The following is a 15,397-nucleotide window of genomic DNA, read 5'->3' on the forward strand; positions in this document are numbered from 1 at the left end:
TCTGCTGTCTCCGCGTCTCTCAGGAGCCGGGGCCGCCGGCCTCTCCTCCGGCGTCCTCGATGTCCTCGATGTCGTCGTCCTCTTCCTCGTCGAAGACGGCGCTGACGTCGAAGCGGCAGATGATCCGCTCCGGATCGGCGTGCTCGAAGGGGGCGTTGAGCCACTCCCCCGGTTCCGGGAGTTCCTCGGCCGCCGTGACCCAGAGCGTGGAGTCGCCCTCCTCCAGGCCGAACTCCTTGTGCCGGGAGGCGATCTCATCCGGTTCGTACTCGCCGAAGAGCACACCGAGCGCGGCAAGCGGCGAGACCCCGGCCCGCGCGGCCGGCCCGGGGGCGTCCGGGTCGCCGTCGATCTCCGCGATACGGCGGGCCTGGGCGAGCAGTCGCTGCGGTTCCGCCACGGCGTAGTCGCGGCGGATCAGGATGCTGAGGGCGTGTGGTTCGTCAGGTCCGGCGTACGGCGGCAGGGCGCCGTCCGCTCCGGGGATCTCGAAGGGAGTGACCTCGTCGTAGCGGTCGTAGAGGATCTCGTCGTACGCCTCGGCCGCCGTGGCGAGGGCGTTGAAGGCTTCGTAGACGGCCGTGTCGTCGTCCCCCGTGCGGCGTTCGACCGCCGCGAGGTGGAGGTCCAGTGCGGCTTTGACCGCCTCGGCGGCGGCACGTACCTCGGCAGCGGTGGGCTGCGCAGCATCAGACATGGGACAGACGCTATCCGTACCGGGCCCGTGCCCGCACAATAGATGCGATGCCGGAATACGAATTTGTCGACGTGTACGTGCCGCGCGGTGTCTCCCGCAAGGAGGCGACGCGGCTGCTGACCGACCATGCCGAGTACGGACACTGGGAGTTGGACCGTCTGACCCTGCACCGCGACGGGAGCCGCAGGGTGCGGCTGAAGCGGCGGATCATCCGCCAGGTCCGGGCGACCTGGTAGTAGGGAAACAGGACGAACGAGAAGGGGCCCCGCGGTGTGCGGGGCCCCTGTGCGTGGTGCGTGACGCGGCGGGCTCAGGCGGCGCTGCGGGCGCGGCGGTAGATCAGCGAGCCGGCGAGCAGCAGACCAGCACCGACGGGGACGACCACGCCGAGCGGACCGGAACCGGTCTCGGCGAGCTCCTCGACGGCCTGGGGCGGCGTGACGCCGTGCTCACTGGGGGTGTTCGAACCGCCGTCGTCTCCGGGGAGACCGGGATTACCGGGGGTGCCGGGGTTACCGGGGTTACCGGGGTTGCCCGGGTTACCCGGATTCCCAGGGTTACCCGGGTCCCCGGGATTACCCGGATTGCCCGGGTTCCCGGGGTTACCCGGCTCCCCCGGGTGCGTCGGCTCGATGCCGTTGCCGCAGTCGTTGCCCATCGTCGGGTTCAGCAGTCCGACGACCGAGACGCTGTTGCCGCACACGTTCACCGGGACGTGGACGGGCGCCTGGACGTTGTTCCCGGAGCCCACGCCCGGGGAGTTGCCGGTGTGCCCGTCGGCGGAGGAACCGCCGCCCGGCTTGCCGGGCTTGCCCGGCTTCGAGGTGTTGGCGCACGTGTTGCCGAACGCCGGGTTCAGCAGCCCGACGACGCTGACGGAGTTCCCGCAGACGTTCACCGGTACGTGGACCGGGGCCTGGACGGAGTTTCCGGACGCGATGCCCGGCGAATTCGCGGCCGTACCGTTCGCACCGGAATCGGCGTGCGCATAACCGCCGCCAAAGCCGGCGAATACGCCTCCGGCGGCCGCAACGGTGATAAGGCCCTTGCGCGTGACCTGTCGCATAGCTTGTTCCCTGCCTGCTCGGCTTCGAAAGAGTGCCACCGGGCGAAACGTCCGGGGCGGAAATGGCCACCGGCCCCGGAGTGCATGGCGCGCACTCCGGGGCCGGACCGGCTCACACCCTCATGGGGCGAGGCACAACGTCAGGCGTTGATGCAGGTGTTGCCGAAGGCGGGGTTCAGCAGGCCGACCAGGTTGACCGTGTTGCCGCACACGTTCACCGGGACGTGAACCGGCACCTGGACGACGTTGCCCGAGATGATGCCGGGGGAAGCGATGGCGGCACCCTGGGCACCCGAGTCCGCGACGGCCATGCCCGCACCCGCGAGAACGAGACCGCCCGTGGCAGCCGCAGCAGCAGCGACCTTCTTGAACATGGTTCCTCCTAGTTGGAAATGCGGCCCCAGCCGCGGACCGCACACCTGTAACGAGGGGGACAGGAGGGGGCTACGAGCCCCCAAGTTCATTCACTCTTTCCGGTTACATACAAACGCGTGCTCGAATTCAGCAGGCATCGATGAAGCGGTCCAGGACGCGGGCGCCGAACTTCAGACCGTCCACCGGCACCCGCTCGTCGACACCGTGGAACATGCCGGCGAAGTCGAGCTCCGGCGGCAGCTGGAGCGGCGCGAAGCCGAAGCAGCGGATGCCGAGGTCGTCGAAGGACTTGGCGTCGGTGCCGCCGGAGAGCATGTACGGAACGGCGCGGGCGATCGGGTCCTCGGCGCGCAGCGCCAGCTGCATGGCGTCCACCAGGGCGCCGTCGAAGTCGGTCTCCAGGGCCTTGTCGCCGTGCACGTCCTCACGCTTCACCTTCGGCCCGAGGATCCGGTCGAGGTCGGCGAGGAACTCCTGCTCGTACCCGGGCAGGAAGCGTCCGTCGACGTGCGCGGTGGCCTGGCCGGGGATCACGTTCACCTTGTACCCGGCGCCGAGCATGGTCGGTGCGGCCGAGTTGCGCAGGGTGGCGCCCACCATCTTGGCGATGCCGCCGAGCTTGGCGAGGGTGCCGTCCATGTCCTCGGGGTCGAGGGGGGTGCCGAGGGCGTCCGAGAGCTCGTCGAGGAAGGAGCGCACCGTCTTGGTGACCCTCACCGGCCACTGGTGGCGGCCGAGGCGGCCCACGGCCTCGCAGAGCTCGGTGATGGCGTTGTCGTCGTTGGTCATCGAGCCGTGGCCTGCCGTGCCCTCGACGGTGAGCCGCATCCAGTGCATGCCCTTCTGGGCCGTCTCGACCAGGTAGAGGCGCAGGTTCTCGTTGACGGTGAAGGAGAAGCCTCCGACCTCGCCGATGGCCTCCGTCACCCCGTCGAAGAGGTCCCGGTGCTTGTCGACCAGGTGCCGGGCGCCGTACGTGCCGCCGGCCTCCTCGTCGGCGAGGAAGGCGAGGACGATGTCGCGCGGGGGCTTGCGGCCGCTGCGCAGCCGGTCCCGTACGACCGCGAGGGTCATCGCGTCCATGTCCTTCATGTCGACGGCGCCGCGGCCCCAGACGCAGCCGTCGGCGATCTCCCCGGAGAAGGGGTGGTGGGTCCAGTCCTCGGCGTTGGCCGGGACGACGTCGGTGTGGCCGTGGATGAGGAGGGCCGGCCGTGACGGGTCCTCGCCCTCGATGCGGGCGACGGTGGAGGCCCGCCCCCGGTGCGACTCGATGATCTGCGGTTCGAGTCCGACCTCCGCGAGCTTCTCGGCGATGTACTCGGCCGCCGCGCGCTCACCCGGTCCCGAGTGGTCGCCGTAGTTGCTGGTGTCGATGCGGATGAGGTCGCCGCAGAGGTCCACGACCTCACTCTCGGCGGTGACGCTTCGGCCCGTGTTCGACTCGCTCACGCTGCTTCCTCCCACTACGTGCCCCACGTGATTGCTTCGGTGCTCGCCCATCCTCCCGCGCGCCCCCCTTCCCACCCAAGGGGGGCGGCCCGGGGGTGGTGATCGGCCACCCCGAATGTTTGCTATGGTTTTCCTCGTCGGAAGGGCCCAGCGGCCAGGAAGACAGACACCTTGTCCGGGTGGCGGAATGGCAGACGCGCTAGCTTGAGGTGCTAGTGCCCTTTATCGGGCGTGGGGGTTCAAGTCCCCCCTCGGACACCAGCGGAAGACCCCACATCTCGTGGGGTCTTTCTTGTTACGGCGGTAGGACCCGGTGCGACGCAGATCCAAGGCCCCCTCTTCGCCCCTCCCCCAGCGGGACGGGATCGATCCGGCGCGGGTGCGGTTGCCGGATGATCCCGAGGGGGTCTGGGGAACGGTACGGGAGCATCTGCTCGACCGGTACGCGGGCGCCATCGGTGCCGGGCGGGTCGAGGAGATGCTGCTGAGCGGCCGTTTCGTGGGGACGGACGGTCCCGTCGGCGGGGACGAGCCGTATGCCGTGGGGCGGTATCTCTGGTTCCACCGGGACTTTCCCGTCGAGACGCCGGTGCCCTTCCCGATCGGGGTGGTGCACCGTGACGAGCGGATCGTGGTGGCGGACAAGCCGCACTTCCTGGCGACGATGCCCCGGGGCCGGCATGTGACGGAGACCGCGCTCGCTCGGCTGCGGCGGGAACTGGGCCTTCCGCACCTCCAGCCCGCGCACCGGCTCGACCGGCTGACCGCGGGCCTGGTGCTCTGTGTCGTACGGCCGGAGGACCGGGGGGCGTACCAGACGCTGTTCCGGGACCGGCTCGTACGCAAGGAGTACGAGGCGGTGGCGCCGTACGATCCGGCGGTCGGGCTGCCGGTGACCGTGCGCAGCCGGATCGAGAAGGAGCGCGGGGTGATGGCCGCCCGGGAGGTGCCGGGCGAGCCGAACAGCGAGAGCCGGATCGCGCTCCTGGAGCGGCGGGGCGGGCTCGGCCGGTACCGGCTGGTGCCGGAGACCGGGCGGACGCATCAGCTGCGGGTGCACATGAACGCGCTCGGGCTGCCGATCCTGCACGATCCGATCTATCCGGTGGTCCGCGAGGACGGGCCGGAGGACTTCTCGCGTCCGCTGCAACTGCTCGCGCGGACGCTGGAGTTCACCGACCCGTTCACGGGTGTGGCGAGGTGCTTCGAGAGCCGGCTGGCTCTCAGTGGCCTCGGTTGATCCAGTCCTCCAGATGCGGGGCCTCGGCTCCGATCGTGGTGGTGTCGCCGTGGCCGGTGCGGACCACCGTCTCCGGCGGGAGGGTGAGGAGCTTCCCGCGGATCGAGTCGATGATCGTCGGGAAGTCCGAGAAGGACCGGCCGGTGGCGCCGGGGCCGCCCTGGAAGAGGGTGTCGCCCGTGAAGACCGTGCCGAGCTCGGGGGCGTACAGGGAGACCGCTCCGGGGGCGTGACCCGGGGTGTGGAGGACCGTGAGGTCGATGCCGGCGATGGTGAGGACCTGGCCGTCGGCGAGGTCGCCGTCCGGGCTGTGGTCGGGGTGGGTCCGCTTCCACAGCGGCTGGTCGGCGGGGTGGAGCAGGATGCGGGCGCCGGTGGCGGCGGCGAGCGCGGGGGCCGCGTCGATGTGGTCGTCGTGGGCGTGGGTGCAGACGATGGCGCGCAGCGTCCGGCCGTCGAGCGCGGCGAGGATCGCGCGGGCGTCGTGGGCGGCGTCGATGACGATGGCCTCGGCGTCGTCCCCGACGATCCAGACGTTGTTGTCGACGTCCCAGGTGCCGCCGTCGAGGCTGAAGGTGCCGGAGGTGACGAGGTGGTCGACGCGGGCGGCCATCACAGCACCACCACCGAGCGGAGGACGTCGCCCTCGTGCATGCGGGCGAAGGCCTTCTCGACGTCGTCGAGGCCGATGGTCTCGGTGACGAAGGCGGCGAGGTCGATGCGGCCCTGCTGGTGCAGGTCGACGAGCAGGGGGAAGTCGCGGGAGGGCAGGCAGTCGCCGTACCAGGAGGACTTGAGGGCGCCGCCGCGGCCGAAGACGTCGAGGAGCGGGAGTTCGAGCTTCATCTCGGGGGTGGGGACGCCGACGAGGACGACGGTGCCGGCGAGGTCGCGGGCGTAGAAGGCCTGTGCGTACGTCTCGGGGCGGCCGACGGCCTCGATGACGACGTCGGCGCCGAAGCCTCCGGTGAGTTCGCGGATCGCCTCGACGGGGTCGGTGGAGCGGGAGTCGACGGTGTGGGTGGCGCCCATCGTCCTCGCGGTCTCCAGCTTCCGGTCGTCGATGTCGACGGCGATGATCTTCGCGGCTCCGGCGAGACGGGCGCCGACGATCGCCGCGTCGCCGACGCCGCCGCAGCCGATGACGGCGACGGTGTCGCCGCGGCCGACGTTCCCGGTGTTGAGGGCGGCGCCGATGCCGGCCATCACGCCGCAGCCGAGGAGGCCCGCGACCTCGGGGGCGACGGCGGGGTCGACCTTGGTGCACTGGCCGGAGGCGACGAGGGTCTTCTCGGCGAAGGCGCCGATGCCGAGGGCCGGGGAGAGTTCCGTACCGTCGAGCAGGGTCATCCGCTGCTTCGCGTTGTGGGTGTCGAAGCAGTACCAGGGGCGGCCGCGCAGGCAGGCGCGGCAGGTGCCGCACACGGCACGCCAGTTGAGGATCACGAAGTCGCCGGGGGTCACGTCGGTGACGCCCTCGCCGACGGACTCGACGATTCCGGCGGCCTCGTGGCCGAGGAGGAAGGGGAACTCGTCGTTGATGGCGCCCTGTTTGTAGTGGAGGTCGGTGTGGCAGACGCCGCAGGCCTGGATCTTCACGACGGCCTCGCCGGGGCCGGGGTCGGGGATGACGATCGTCTCGACGCGTACCGGTTCGTTCCTGCCGGGGGCGATGACCCCCTGGACGTGCTGTGGCATCGCGACCTTCCCTTCCTCCGACCGGATCTTGTAAGGCTCTTGCGTACCACTATCTCCTGACAAAAGGCGAGACCCCCGCAGGCCGTGCCTGCGGGGGTCTCGCCGTATCCCGTGGGGGGAGGTCGTCAGTCGCGGTTCGCCGCGGCGGTCGTACGGACCCGGTTGCGGACGAGGAACCAGCCGCCGACGAGGGCCGCCGCGATGAGCGGCAGGCAGTTGACGGTGGTGCGGCTGATGCCGCCGTCCATCCACATGAGGACGAGGACGGAGCCGAGGAAGACGAGGGTCACGATCTGGGTGTACGGGGCCCAGGGCAGGTTGTAGCCGGGGCGGGTGAGCTTGCCCTGCTCGGCGTTGCGCCAGAACAGCAGCGAGCAGACCATGATCATGGCCCAGGTGCCGATGATGCCGATGGAGGCGAAGTTGAGGACCAGCTCGAAGGCCTCGCCGGGCATCACGTAGTTGAGCGCGACGCCCATGACGCCGAAGGCGGCGGTGAGCAGGATGCCGCCGTAGGGGACGCCGCCCTTGTTCATGACGCCGGTGAACTTCGGCGCGGAGCCGGAGAGCGACATGGAGCGCAGGATGCGGCCGGTGGAGTAGAGGCCCGAGTTGAGGCTGGAGAGCGCGGCGGTGAGGACGACCAGGTTCATCACGCCGGCGGCGCCGGGGATGCCCAGCTTGTCGAAAACGGTGACGAAGGGGCTCTGGTCTCCGGAGTACGCGGTGTACGGGAGGATCAGCGCGAGCAGGACGACGGAGCCGACGTAGAAGAGGCCCACGCGCCACATGATCGAGTTGATCGCCTTCGGCATGATCTTCTCGGGGTTCTCGGTCTCGCCGGCGGCGACGCCGCACAGCTCGACGGAGGCGTAGGCGAAGACGACGCCCTGGATGAGCAGCAGCATCGGCATCATGCCGTTGGGGAAGATGCCGCCGTTGTCGCTGATGTTGGCGAGGCCCGGGGTGTGGCCGCCGACGTCGTGCGAGGTCACGATGAGGAAGATGCCGATCAGCATGAAGGCGACGAGGGCGCCGACCTTGATGATCGCGAACCAGAACTCCATCTCGCCGAAGTACTTCACGGAGATGAGGTTGGCGGCGAGGACGACCGCGAGGGCGATCAGGGCGAGGATCCACTGCGGGACGTCGCTGAACATCGCCCAGAAGTGGGCGTAGGTGGCGGCCGCGGTGATGTCGGCGACGGCGGTGGTCGACCAGTTGAGGAAGTACAGCCAGCCGGCCGTGTAGGCGCCCTTCTCGCCCATGAACTCACGGGCGTAGGAGACGAAGGCGCCGGAGGAGGGGCGGTAGAGGACCAGCTCGCCGAGGGCCCGCACCACGAAGAAGGCGAAGACGCCGCAGACCGCGTAGGCGATGAAGAGGGAGGGGCCGGCCTGGGCCATCCGGCCACCGGCGCCCAGGAAGAGGCCGGTGCCGATGGCGCCGCCGATGGCGATCATGTTGATGTGCCGGGACTTGAGGTCCTTGCGGTATCCGGCGTCGCCGGCGTCGACGTGGGGGGCGGCCGGGTTCGCCTTGGCGGCGGACAGCGGGTCGGCCGCGATGACGCGGTCACTCATGGAGTTGTTCGCCTTCGTGAGGGGGCTGTGCGGTACCCGGCCGTGCCTCGTGGGGGTCTCCCGGCACGGCCAGCGGACATCCTCACGGCAAGGGGTGCCAACTGACTGTGGTGCATGTCACTGAACGCCCATATTTGAGCTAGTTCAGAGCTTTACGCGCGCCTTACGGGTGCCTGACCGGCGCCTTGCGACGTTCTACGGAGCCAGGACGTCCAGTTCATGGAGGGCGCCGACCGCGATCTGGCGGGTGAGCTCCTCGGCACGGGCCGCGTCCCGCTCCCGTACGGCCTCGGCGACCTGGACGTGGAGGGTGACGGCCGCCGGGTCGGGGTCCTCGAACATCACGTGGTGGTGGGTGCGGCCGGTGAGGACCTCGGCGACGACGTCGCCGAGGCGGGCGAACATCTCGTTGCCCGAGGCGTCGAGCACGACCCGGTGGAAGGCGACGTCGTGGACGAGGTACTCCTCAAGACGCCGGCCGCGCGAGGTGGCGACCATGCCCAGGGCGTGTTCGGTGAGCTCGCGGCACTGCTCCGGGGTGGCGTTCTCGGCGGCGAGGCCGGCGGCGACGGGTTCGACGGCCGAGCGCAGGACGGTGAGCGAGCGGAGCTGGCGGGGACGGTCGGCGCCGGCCAGGCGCCAGCGGATGACCTGGGGGTCGTAGACGTTCCAGCGGGCGGTGGGCAGAACGGTCACACCGACGCGGCGGCGGGACTCGACGAGGTGCATGGACTCCAGGACGCGGACGACCTCGCGGACCACGGTCCGGGAGACGTCGAAGCGCTGGGCGACCTCATCGGTGCGCAGCACGGTGCCGGGCGGGTACTCCCCGGCGGTGATCGCGAGACCCAGGGTGGCGAGGACGTGCGAGTGGAGCCCCTGGACCGGTGTCGTCATGGTGGCAAGCCTATGCGGGCCCGGCCGGGTGATCACATCGGGAATTAAAAGTACTACTTTTATGTCACAGCCTCTTGAATACGTCGTACCCAATGGGTTTCATGGGCGCGACGGATCGATGTCGAAGAAGACAGCGAGGCACCACCCATGAGCACCACCCCCCAGCCCGGCACGAGGACGGTCGTCGTCGTGATGGGCGTCGCCGGGACCGGCAAGACCACGATCGGCCCGCTGGTCGCCGAAGCCCTCGGCCTCCCGTACGCGGAAGGCGACGACTTCCACCCGCCGGCCAACGTGGCCAAGATGTCGGCCGGCGTCCCCCTGGACGACGAGGACCGGGGCCCCTGGCTCGACGCGATCGGCGCCTGGGCCCACGGCAGGGCCGGACTCGGCGGCGTGGTGAGCAGCTCCGCCCTCAAGCGGGCCTACCGGGACCGGCTGCGTGCGGCGGCGCCCGGTGTCGTCTTCCTCCATCTGACCGGCGACCGGCAGCTCATCGAGCAGCGCATGGGCTCCCGCAAGGGGCACTTCATGCCGACGGCGCTCCTCGACTCCCAGTTCGCCACCCTGCAGCCGTTGCAGGACGACGAGGCCGGTGTCGCCGTCGACGTCACCGGCACCCCCGAGGACATCGCCGCCCGGGCCGTCGTCGCGCTGCGCGGCCTCGCCGTCCGCTGACTCCCGTACCCCGTCCCCTTCCCCCGCTCGTACGAAGGACTCCACCGTGACCAGTCTCAGCGTCGAGATCCTGGCAGCGGACGCCGCCGAACCGATCACCTCGGCAGGCAACGCCCAGCTCGGGATCGCCGTGCTCGCCGGCATCGCCGTCATCGTCCTGCTCATCACCAAGTTCAAGCTGCACGCGTTCCTGGCGCTGACCATCGGCTCGCTCGCGCTCGGCGCGTTCGCCGGGGCGCCGCTCGCCGACGCCATCAAGTCGTTCACCGCCGGGCTCGGCAGCACCGTCGCCGGGGTCGGCGTACTGATCGCCCTCGGCGCGATCCTCGGCAAGCTCCTCGCCGACTCGGGCGGCGCCGACCAGATCGTCGACACGATCCTGGCGAGGGCAAGCGGCAAGGCCATGCCGTGGGCGATGGTCCTGATCGCCTCGGTGATCGGCCTGCCGCTGTTCTTCGAGGTCGGCATCGTGCTGCTGATCCCGGTGGTCCTCATGGTCGCCAAGCGGGGCAACTACTCCCTGATGCGGATCGGCATCCCGGCCCTCGCCGGTCTGTCGGTCATGCACGGCCTGATCCCGCCGCACCCCGGCCCGCTCGTCGCGATCGACGCCGTCGGCGCCAACCTGGGCGTCACCCTCGCGCTCGGTCTCGTCGTCGCCGTCCCGACCGTGATCATCGCCGGTCCGCTGTTCTCCCGGTACGCGGCCCGCTGGGTGGACATCCCGGCCCCCGAACACATGATCCCGGCCCGCCCCTCGGAAGACTTGGAGAAGCGCCCCGGTTTCGGCGTGACCGTCGCGACCGTGCTGCTGCCCGTCGTCCTGATGCTGGTCAAGGCGCTCGTCGACATCGTCGTGGACGACCCGGAGAACGGTGTCCAGAAGGTCACCGACGTCATCGGCTCGCCCCTGATCGCGCTGCTCGCCGCCGTCATAGTGGCCCTGTTCACGCTGGGCCGGGCGGCCGGCTTCACCAAGGAACGGCTCTCCTCGACCGTCGAGAAGTCCCTCGCCCCGATCGCCGGCGTGCTGCTCATCGTCGGCGCGGGCGGCGGCTTCAAGCAGACCCTCATCGACATCGGCGTCGGCCAGATGATCCTGGACTTCTCCAAGGACTGGTCCATCCCCGCGCTCCTCCTCGCCTGGCTGATCGCCGTCGCTATCCGCCTCGCGACGGGCTCGGCGACGGTGGCGACGATCTCGGCGGCCGGGCTTGTCGCTCCGCTGGCGGCGGGCATGTCGACGAGCGAGACGGCGCTGCTCGTGCTCGCGATCGGCGCGGGTTCGCTCTTCTTCAGCCACGTGAACGACGCCGGGTTCTGGCTGGTGAAGGAGTACTTCGGCATGAGCGTCGGCCAGACGATCAAGACCTGGTCGGTGATGGAGACGATCATCTCGGTCGTCGGCATCGTGTTCGTGCTGCTGCTGTCGCTGGTGTTGTGACCTGAACGGTGCGTACACCCGTACGGGCCGGTCGTGGCTGACAGACTGTCGGCCATGACCGGCCCTCACGCGCTCAAGCCCTTCCTCCTCGCCTTCCCGGGCCCGCTGCGGGACCGGCTCGTGGCCGCCGTCCTCTCCGGCGAGAAGGTCGCCACGACGGGTCTCCTCGTGGAGTACGAGATCGAGAACGAGGAACTGCCGGAGCCCGGCGAACGCTCGGCGCTCATCGACTCCGACGGCCGCGAGGTCGCGGTCGTCGAGCTGACGGAGGTCCAGGTCCTGCCCCTGGGCGAGGCGGACCTGCGGCTCGCCCTCGACGAGGGCGAGGGCTTCCTGTCGGTGCCGGAGTGGCGGGAGGCGCACGAGCGCTTCTGGCACAGCGCGGAGATGCGGGAGGCGCTGGGGGACCCGGGGTTCGTGGTGGACGACTCGACGATGGTGGTGGTGGAGCGGTTCAGGGTGGTGGAGTCGATTCAGGGGCACTGAGTGGCGAGGACCGTGAGGAGGCGCTGCGCGAGTTCTCGGATCTCCCGGTGGTCGTCGGTCGCGGCTGCCCGGCGGAGTAGCGGGAGGAGCTCGGGGTCGTCGCGGCGGAGGTCCGCGAGGACCCGGAAGGCGGTGAGCCGGACCGAGGGGTCGGGGTCGTGGGCGAAACGGTCCTGTGCCAGGGCCGCCAGCTCAGGGCCGCCGGCGCACTCCAGGAGGTACCCCAGGACGGTGGCCCGTACCTCGCCGGCCTCGTCATGCACGGCGAGGTCGTGGGCCAGGCGCACCGCCTCCACGCCGTCGTCGTCCTCGGTCATCAAGTGTCCGACCACCGCGACGCGCACGTCCGCGTCGGGGTGGTTCCGCGCGAGGTCGACGGCCAGGCCGTGCGCCCCCTCGTGATCCAGGGACTCGAGCCACAACAGAGCCTGGGCGCGGACCTCCGGACTCGCGTCGTTCCGACCCCGGTCGAAGAGGAAGTCCCGGACCGCCACCTCGTTCTCGCCGTGTGCCACCAGGAGATCCAAGCCGTACTGACGGATCCAGCCGAACTCGTCGTACGTCAGCCGATCAGTGAACAGGTCTGCCAACGGCCCGTCCGGGATCCCCGCCTCGGCCAGGCAGCGGAGGGCGGCCCAGCGCACGGTGAGGTTCTCGTGCCGGGTCAGCTCACAGAGGTGCGCGTGCGTGCCCGGCTCGTCCGACCCGATCTCCCGTACGGCGTCGATCGCGGCGGACACCACCTCGGGGCTGCCGTCTTTCCTCAGCAGGTCTTGGACGAGCGCACGGACCGCCGGCTCGTCGCCGGTCCTCGTCACCACGGCGGTCAGTGCCGTACCGCGGAGCACGGGATCGACGTCCTCCAGCGCGGACCGCAGCAGCTCGACCGCTTCTGTTCCGTCCTCGGCGTGCAGGGCGAGCGCCCGTACGACCGGCTCACGCAGGTTGGGATCGTCGCGCAACCCGTCGAGCGCGACCCGGGCTTCCGGCGTGGCGATCCGGTGACGCTCCAGACATTCGAGCGCCACTTCGCGCACATCCGTGTCCGCGTCACCGAGCCGCTCCACTGCGAGCCGGGCCACCCAGTCGGGGGCGGCGTCCTCGCTGTACTTCAGGCGTCTCATGAGCGCCGCCCTCATCGCGGCGCTCGGTTCCTGCCGAAGGCAGTGCGCCAGCCACTCCCCCGACGCCGTGTCGCGGCCCGCCCTGTCCATGAGCAGGCCCGCCGCACTGAGCCGCGCCGCCCTGCCGGATCCGGTCAGGGCTGTGTCGGCGAGGAGTTCGGCGCTGGGCGGCTCCCCACCACCGTGCAGGAACAGGTGGATCCGCATGGCGAGCCGGCTGATGGAGCCGTCCAGCACCAGCCAATCCTCCTGGTCCCCTCGGGTCCACGACTCGCACCACCGCAGATAGTCGTCCCGGCCCGCCCAGTCGGCGCCGAGAGACGTCAGCGTCGGCCCCAGGGACTTCACGTGCTCGGAGGGATGGAAGGTGGCGATGCCCAGCTCTCGGGTGAACGCGAACAGCCGGATCGTCCGCCGCACCAGTGCCCTGCTCTGCGGGGCCAGTGCCCCGATCCGGCGGGTCTCCGCCAGGCAGCGGGCGACGAAGGCCACTCCGGCGAAGGCCCCGTCCGTACGGTCTCCCACCGGTGTCTCGATGAGCTTCGGCGCCAGCAGCCGGTCGATCACCCCCGCCACGAACCGTTCGTCCAACAGCCCCACCAGCAACAGCAGGATCTCGTGCCACGTCGGATCGTGGACCTTGCTCGCGAACAGTTCCTGGAGGTCCCCCTCCGACAGGCTGCGTTCGTGGTTGAAGCGGTGGGCCAGGTCCGTCGCCGCCAGGTACTCCAGGAACGTGCGGTGGACGAAGCCGTAGATCTCGCCGCCGTAGCGGCTCAGGACGAAGTTGCGGTGCCGGAACTGGTCCAGCATCACGCGGGCCGCCGTCGCCGCGCGGTCCGGCGGGAGCGCGTAACGGTCCTTCAGGTACTCCTCGAAGCTCCTGAGGAGGTCGGGGCCCGCGATGTGGTTGCCGGCGACGCCGCCGTGGCCCTCCTGCATCTGGCGGGCGATGAGGCGGAGCAGTTCGCGTTTGTCCTCGGCGGCCAGGTACGGGAGGTGTTCCTCGACCTGACGGTCCTTGAGGTACTTGCTCGGATCCCAGTGCTCCACGAGGACGTCGACGGCGTGCTCGTACACCGTGCGCCGGTCGCGCGGGAGTTCACGGCGGCGGCCGATGATCGCCAGAATCGTGAGGATCAGGGGGTTGCCCGCGAGTTCCCGGACGGAGGTGGACGCGTCGACGGCCGTCGTGACGCGTTCGACCAGTTTCCGGGCCTGGTCCGGGTCGTCCGGGCACGCGAGCGCGAACCACTGCCCCGCGAACGCGCCGATCTGCTCCCGGTCGAGTTCCTGGAGCATGAAGTTGGTGAACCCCGCGCCGTCCAGGACGGCCCGCTGGTAGCCGTAGCCGCGTGAGGTGACGACGATCCGGGCCCGGTGGTGGCGGGCGGCGAAGCCCGCGATCCGGCGGGTGACCGCGTGCCTGACGTCCTTCTCGAAGAGCTCGTCGAGGCCGTCGAAGATCACGAGGGCGGAGTACGGGCCCTCCCCCGCGAGGAGCGCGGTCAGCGTCTCCGGCGGCAGCCCGAGTCCCTCCGTCGCGTACTGATGGGCGAGGAAGTCCTCGAAGGTCCGCTCGCGCCAGGCGGGTTGCGCGTACTCCCGGAGTTCGACGATGAGCGGGAGGCTGCCGTGCAGTGCGTCGAGGCCCGGCGCGGGTTCGGGGGAGGTGAGGACGAGTGCCAGGTAGCGGGCCAGGGTGGACTTGCCGGAGCCCGGGTGGCCGAGCAGGACGACACGGTCGTGCTCGGGCGTGGTCAGGACGTCGAGTACGGGCAGCGGTGGCCGCTCCTGGTACGCGCGGCGGACCCGGTCGACCGTCTCCCGGTCGATGCCGGGCGGCAGGTCGTGGAGCTGGGCCTCCGCGGGGTCCATGAGACGGCGCAGAAGCTCCTGGGGAAGTTCGACGGGCGGCGGGTCGGCCCGCACGGACTGGGGGACGAAGACGTCCCGCAGCCGCAGGACCGGGCGCTCGTCCTGCTCCCGGAGGGGGGTGAAAACCTCCAGGTCGAGGCGGCCGTAGCGCTGGCGTACGCGGGTGGCGTAGGCCTCGCGGGCCGTCTCGATCTCCGGTGCCTCGGGCTGCGGCGGGACGGGTCCGAGGGTGACGTGGACGTTGCCCTGGACGCCGCTGATCTGGGTCAGGGGCCCCTGGACGGTGGCTCGGGACGCTGTCTGGGACGCCTTCCGGCGCTTGAAGAAGCCTCTCACGGGGCCGGGGAGGCCGGAGGTTCGATGCGTACCGAGCCGCCCACCCCGTCGATCTGGTGCAGGTCCCCCGCCGTACGCGTTCCCTGGGCGGACTGCGTTCCGCCGCCCTGCCCCTCGACGGGGGCGGCCGTGGGCGGGGTGCCCGTACCGCCGCCGCCCGCCGTGACGACCACGTCCCCCGCGACGTTCCTGATCTGGTGCAGCGATCCCCCGGTCACGGCCTGGTCCGCCGACTGCGCGGAGGGGCGGTTGAGCAGGCCCACGAGGGTCATCGCGCAGCCCGCCACCGTGAAGAACAGGCTGAGGACGCTGCTCCACTTGTCCGCCGCGTCCAGGCCCTGGAGGACGAGGAAGACAGCCAGCCCGCCGAGGGCCACGACGCCGCCGACGAGTATCAGCAGTACACGTTTTGTCACACCGTCATCTTGCCCTGGTGGAGCGCC

At 70.4% G+C, this 15,397-nt stretch carries 15 protein-coding genes and 1 tRNA gene; 6 read left to right on the plus strand and 10 right to left on the minus strand.

Features of this window, described 5'->3' with window-relative positions; all coding sequences use genetic code 11:
• Positions 1–19 precede the first annotated feature (19 nt).
• Positions 20–697: a hypothetical protein gene (locus tag ABT034_RS21880; protein ID WP_351217635.1), complete on the minus strand. Its 678-nt coding sequence runs from the start codon at positions 695–697 to the stop codon at positions 20–22.
• Between the two features lie 47 nt (positions 698–744).
• Between ABT034_RS21880 and ABT034_RS21885 the strand changes: the two genes are divergently transcribed.
• Positions 745–933, plus strand: a complete 189-nt coding sequence (locus tag ABT034_RS21885; RefSeq protein ID WP_073915128.1) for a DUF5703 family protein — start codon at positions 745–747, stop codon at positions 931–933.
• A 74-nt stretch (positions 934–1,007) separates the two neighbouring features.
• Here the strand turns inward: ABT034_RS21885 and ABT034_RS21890 are convergent, their stop codons facing one another.
• From ABT034_RS21890 to ABT034_RS21900, 3 genes are all read right to left on the minus strand, one after another.
• The gene (locus tag ABT034_RS21890; protein WP_351217638.1) at positions 1,008–1,763 is read right to left on the minus strand and encodes a chaplin; all 756 of its coding nucleotides are present in this window, start codon (positions 1,761–1,763) and stop codon (positions 1,008–1,010) included.
• A 140-nt stretch (positions 1,764–1,903) separates the two neighbouring features.
• Positions 1,904–2,137 (minus strand): chaplin ChpH, encoded by a 234-nt coding sequence (chpH, locus tag ABT034_RS21895; protein WP_351217640.1) that lies wholly within the window; start codon positions 2,135–2,137, stop codon positions 1,904–1,906.
• Between the two features lie 127 nt (positions 2,138–2,264).
• On the minus strand, positions 2,265–3,590 hold the full coding sequence (locus tag ABT034_RS21900) for a M20/M25/M40 family metallo-hydrolase (protein ID WP_351217642.1): 1,326 nt from the start codon (positions 3,588–3,590) through the stop codon (positions 2,265–2,267).
• A 173-nt stretch (positions 3,591–3,763) separates the two neighbouring features.
• On the opposite strand from ABT034_RS21900, the gene ABT034_RS21905 reads away from it, so the two are divergent.
• Positions 3,764–3,851: transfer RNA gene (locus ABT034_RS21905), tRNA-Leu, on the plus strand.
• A 52-nt stretch (positions 3,852–3,903) separates the two neighbouring features.
• Positions 3,904–4,830 carry an RluA family pseudouridine synthase gene (locus tag ABT034_RS21910; RefSeq protein WP_351217644.1) on the plus strand — a complete coding sequence of 309 codons (927 nt, stop codon included), beginning with the start codon at positions 3,904–3,906 and terminating at the stop codon, positions 4,828–4,830.
• Here the strand turns inward: ABT034_RS21910 and ABT034_RS21915 are convergent.
• The 4 genes from ABT034_RS21915 to ABT034_RS21930 all read right to left on the minus strand — a co-directional run bounded on the left by ABT034_RS21915 (position 4,814) and on the right by ABT034_RS21930 (position 9,008).
• Positions 4,814–5,443, minus strand: coding sequence for an MBL fold metallo-hydrolase (locus ABT034_RS21915; protein WP_351217646.1), 630 nt, complete (start codon positions 5,441–5,443; stop codon positions 4,814–4,816). The two genes, ABT034_RS21910 and ABT034_RS21915, sit on opposite strands and share 17 nt — an antisense overlap.
• Complete coding sequence (locus ABT034_RS21920) at positions 5,443–6,528, minus strand: S-(hydroxymethyl)mycothiol dehydrogenase (RefSeq protein WP_351217648.1); 1,086 nt, start codon at positions 6,526–6,528, stop codon at positions 5,443–5,445. Before ABT034_RS21920 ends, ABT034_RS21915 begins: the two co-directional genes overlap by 1 nt.
• 125 nt (positions 6,529–6,653) lie before the next feature.
• Entirely contained in the window at positions 6,654–8,111 is a 1,458-nt protein-coding gene (locus ABT034_RS21925) for an amino acid permease (protein WP_351217650.1), read from the minus strand.
• A gap of 195 nt (positions 8,112–8,306) precedes the next feature.
• On the minus strand, positions 8,307–9,008 hold the full coding sequence (locus ABT034_RS21930; RefSeq protein ID WP_351217652.1) for a FadR/GntR family transcriptional regulator: 702 nt from the start codon (positions 9,006–9,008) through the stop codon (positions 8,307–8,309).
• Positions 9,009–9,155: 147 nt separating this feature from the next.
• On the opposite strand from ABT034_RS21930, the gene ABT034_RS21935 reads away from it, so the two are divergent.
• Genes ABT034_RS21935 through ABT034_RS21945 form a run of 3 tightly spaced genes read left to right on the plus strand, consistent with a single transcriptional unit; the run spans position 9,156 to position 11,616 of the window.
• Entirely contained in the window at positions 9,156–9,686 is a 531-nt protein-coding gene (locus ABT034_RS21935) for a gluconokinase (protein ID WP_351217654.1), read from the plus strand.
• A 46-nt stretch (positions 9,687–9,732) separates the two neighbouring features.
• Complete coding sequence (locus tag ABT034_RS21940) at positions 9,733–11,130, plus strand: GntT/GntP/DsdX family permease (RefSeq protein WP_351217656.1); 1,398 nt, start codon at positions 9,733–9,735, stop codon at positions 11,128–11,130.
• Positions 11,131–11,184: 54 nt separating this feature from the next.
• The gene (locus ABT034_RS21945; protein WP_351217658.1) at positions 11,185–11,616 is read left to right on the plus strand and encodes an ASCH domain-containing protein; all 432 of its coding nucleotides are present in this window, start codon (positions 11,185–11,187) and stop codon (positions 11,614–11,616) included.
• Here ABT034_RS21945 and ABT034_RS21950 read toward each other — a convergent pair.
• Positions 11,604–14,954 carry a HEAT repeat domain-containing protein gene (locus ABT034_RS21950; RefSeq protein WP_351217660.1) on the minus strand — a complete coding sequence of 1,117 codons (3,351 nt, stop codon included), beginning with the start codon at positions 14,952–14,954 and terminating at the stop codon, positions 11,604–11,606. The two genes, ABT034_RS21945 and ABT034_RS21950, sit on opposite strands and share 13 nt — an antisense overlap.
• The gene (locus ABT034_RS21955; protein ID WP_351217662.1) at positions 14,951–15,370 is read right to left on the minus strand and encodes a hypothetical protein; all 420 of its coding nucleotides are present in this window, start codon (positions 15,368–15,370) and stop codon (positions 14,951–14,953) included. The genes ABT034_RS21950 and ABT034_RS21955 overlap by 4 nt, the downstream gene beginning before the upstream one ends.
• Between the last annotated feature and the right edge of the window lie 27 nt (positions 15,371–15,397).

Origin of the sequence: Streptomyces sp. NPDC002773 (assembly GCF_040295605.1) — a bacterium.
In the GTDB taxonomy this organism is placed as follows: domain Bacteria; phylum Actinomycetota; class Actinomycetes; order Streptomycetales; family Streptomycetaceae; genus Streptomyces.

Bases quoted from the DNA above. Each gene is read 5' to 3' on its own strand.
- ABT034_RS21880 (WP_351217635.1), bottom strand. From the start codon at position 697: ATGTCTGATGCTGCGCAGCCCACCGCTGCCGAGGTACGTGCCGCCGCC.
- ABT034_RS21885 (WP_073915128.1), top strand. From the start codon at position 745: ATGCCGGAATACGAATTTGTCGACGTGTACGTGCCGCGCGGTGTCTCC.
- ABT034_RS21890 (WP_351217638.1), bottom strand. From the start codon at position 1,763: ATGCGACAGGTCACGCGCAAGGGCCTTATCACCGTTGCGGCCGCCGGA.
- chpH (WP_351217640.1), bottom strand. From the start codon at position 2,137: ATGTTCAAGAAGGTCGCTGCTGCTGCGGCTGCCACGGGCGGTCTCGTT.
- ABT034_RS21915 (WP_351217646.1), bottom strand. From the start codon at position 5,443: ATGGCCGCCCGCGTCGACCACCTCGTCACCTCCGGCACCTTCAGCCTC.
- ABT034_RS21920 (WP_351217648.1), bottom strand. From the start codon at position 6,528: ATGCCACAGCACGTCCAGGGGGTCATCGCCCCCGGCAGGAACGAACCG.
- ABT034_RS21925 (WP_351217650.1), bottom strand. From the start codon at position 8,111: ATGAGTGACCGCGTCATCGCGGCCGACCCGCTGTCCGCCGCCAAGGCG.
- ABT034_RS21930 (WP_351217652.1), bottom strand. From the start codon at position 9,008: ATGACGACACCGGTCCAGGGGCTCCACTCGCACGTCCTCGCCACCCTG.
- ABT034_RS21935 (WP_351217654.1), top strand. From the start codon at position 9,156: ATGAGCACCACCCCCCAGCCCGGCACGAGGACGGTCGTCGTCGTGATG.
- ABT034_RS21945 (WP_351217658.1), top strand. From the start codon at position 11,185: ATGACCGGCCCTCACGCGCTCAAGCCCTTCCTCCTCGCCTTCCCGGGC.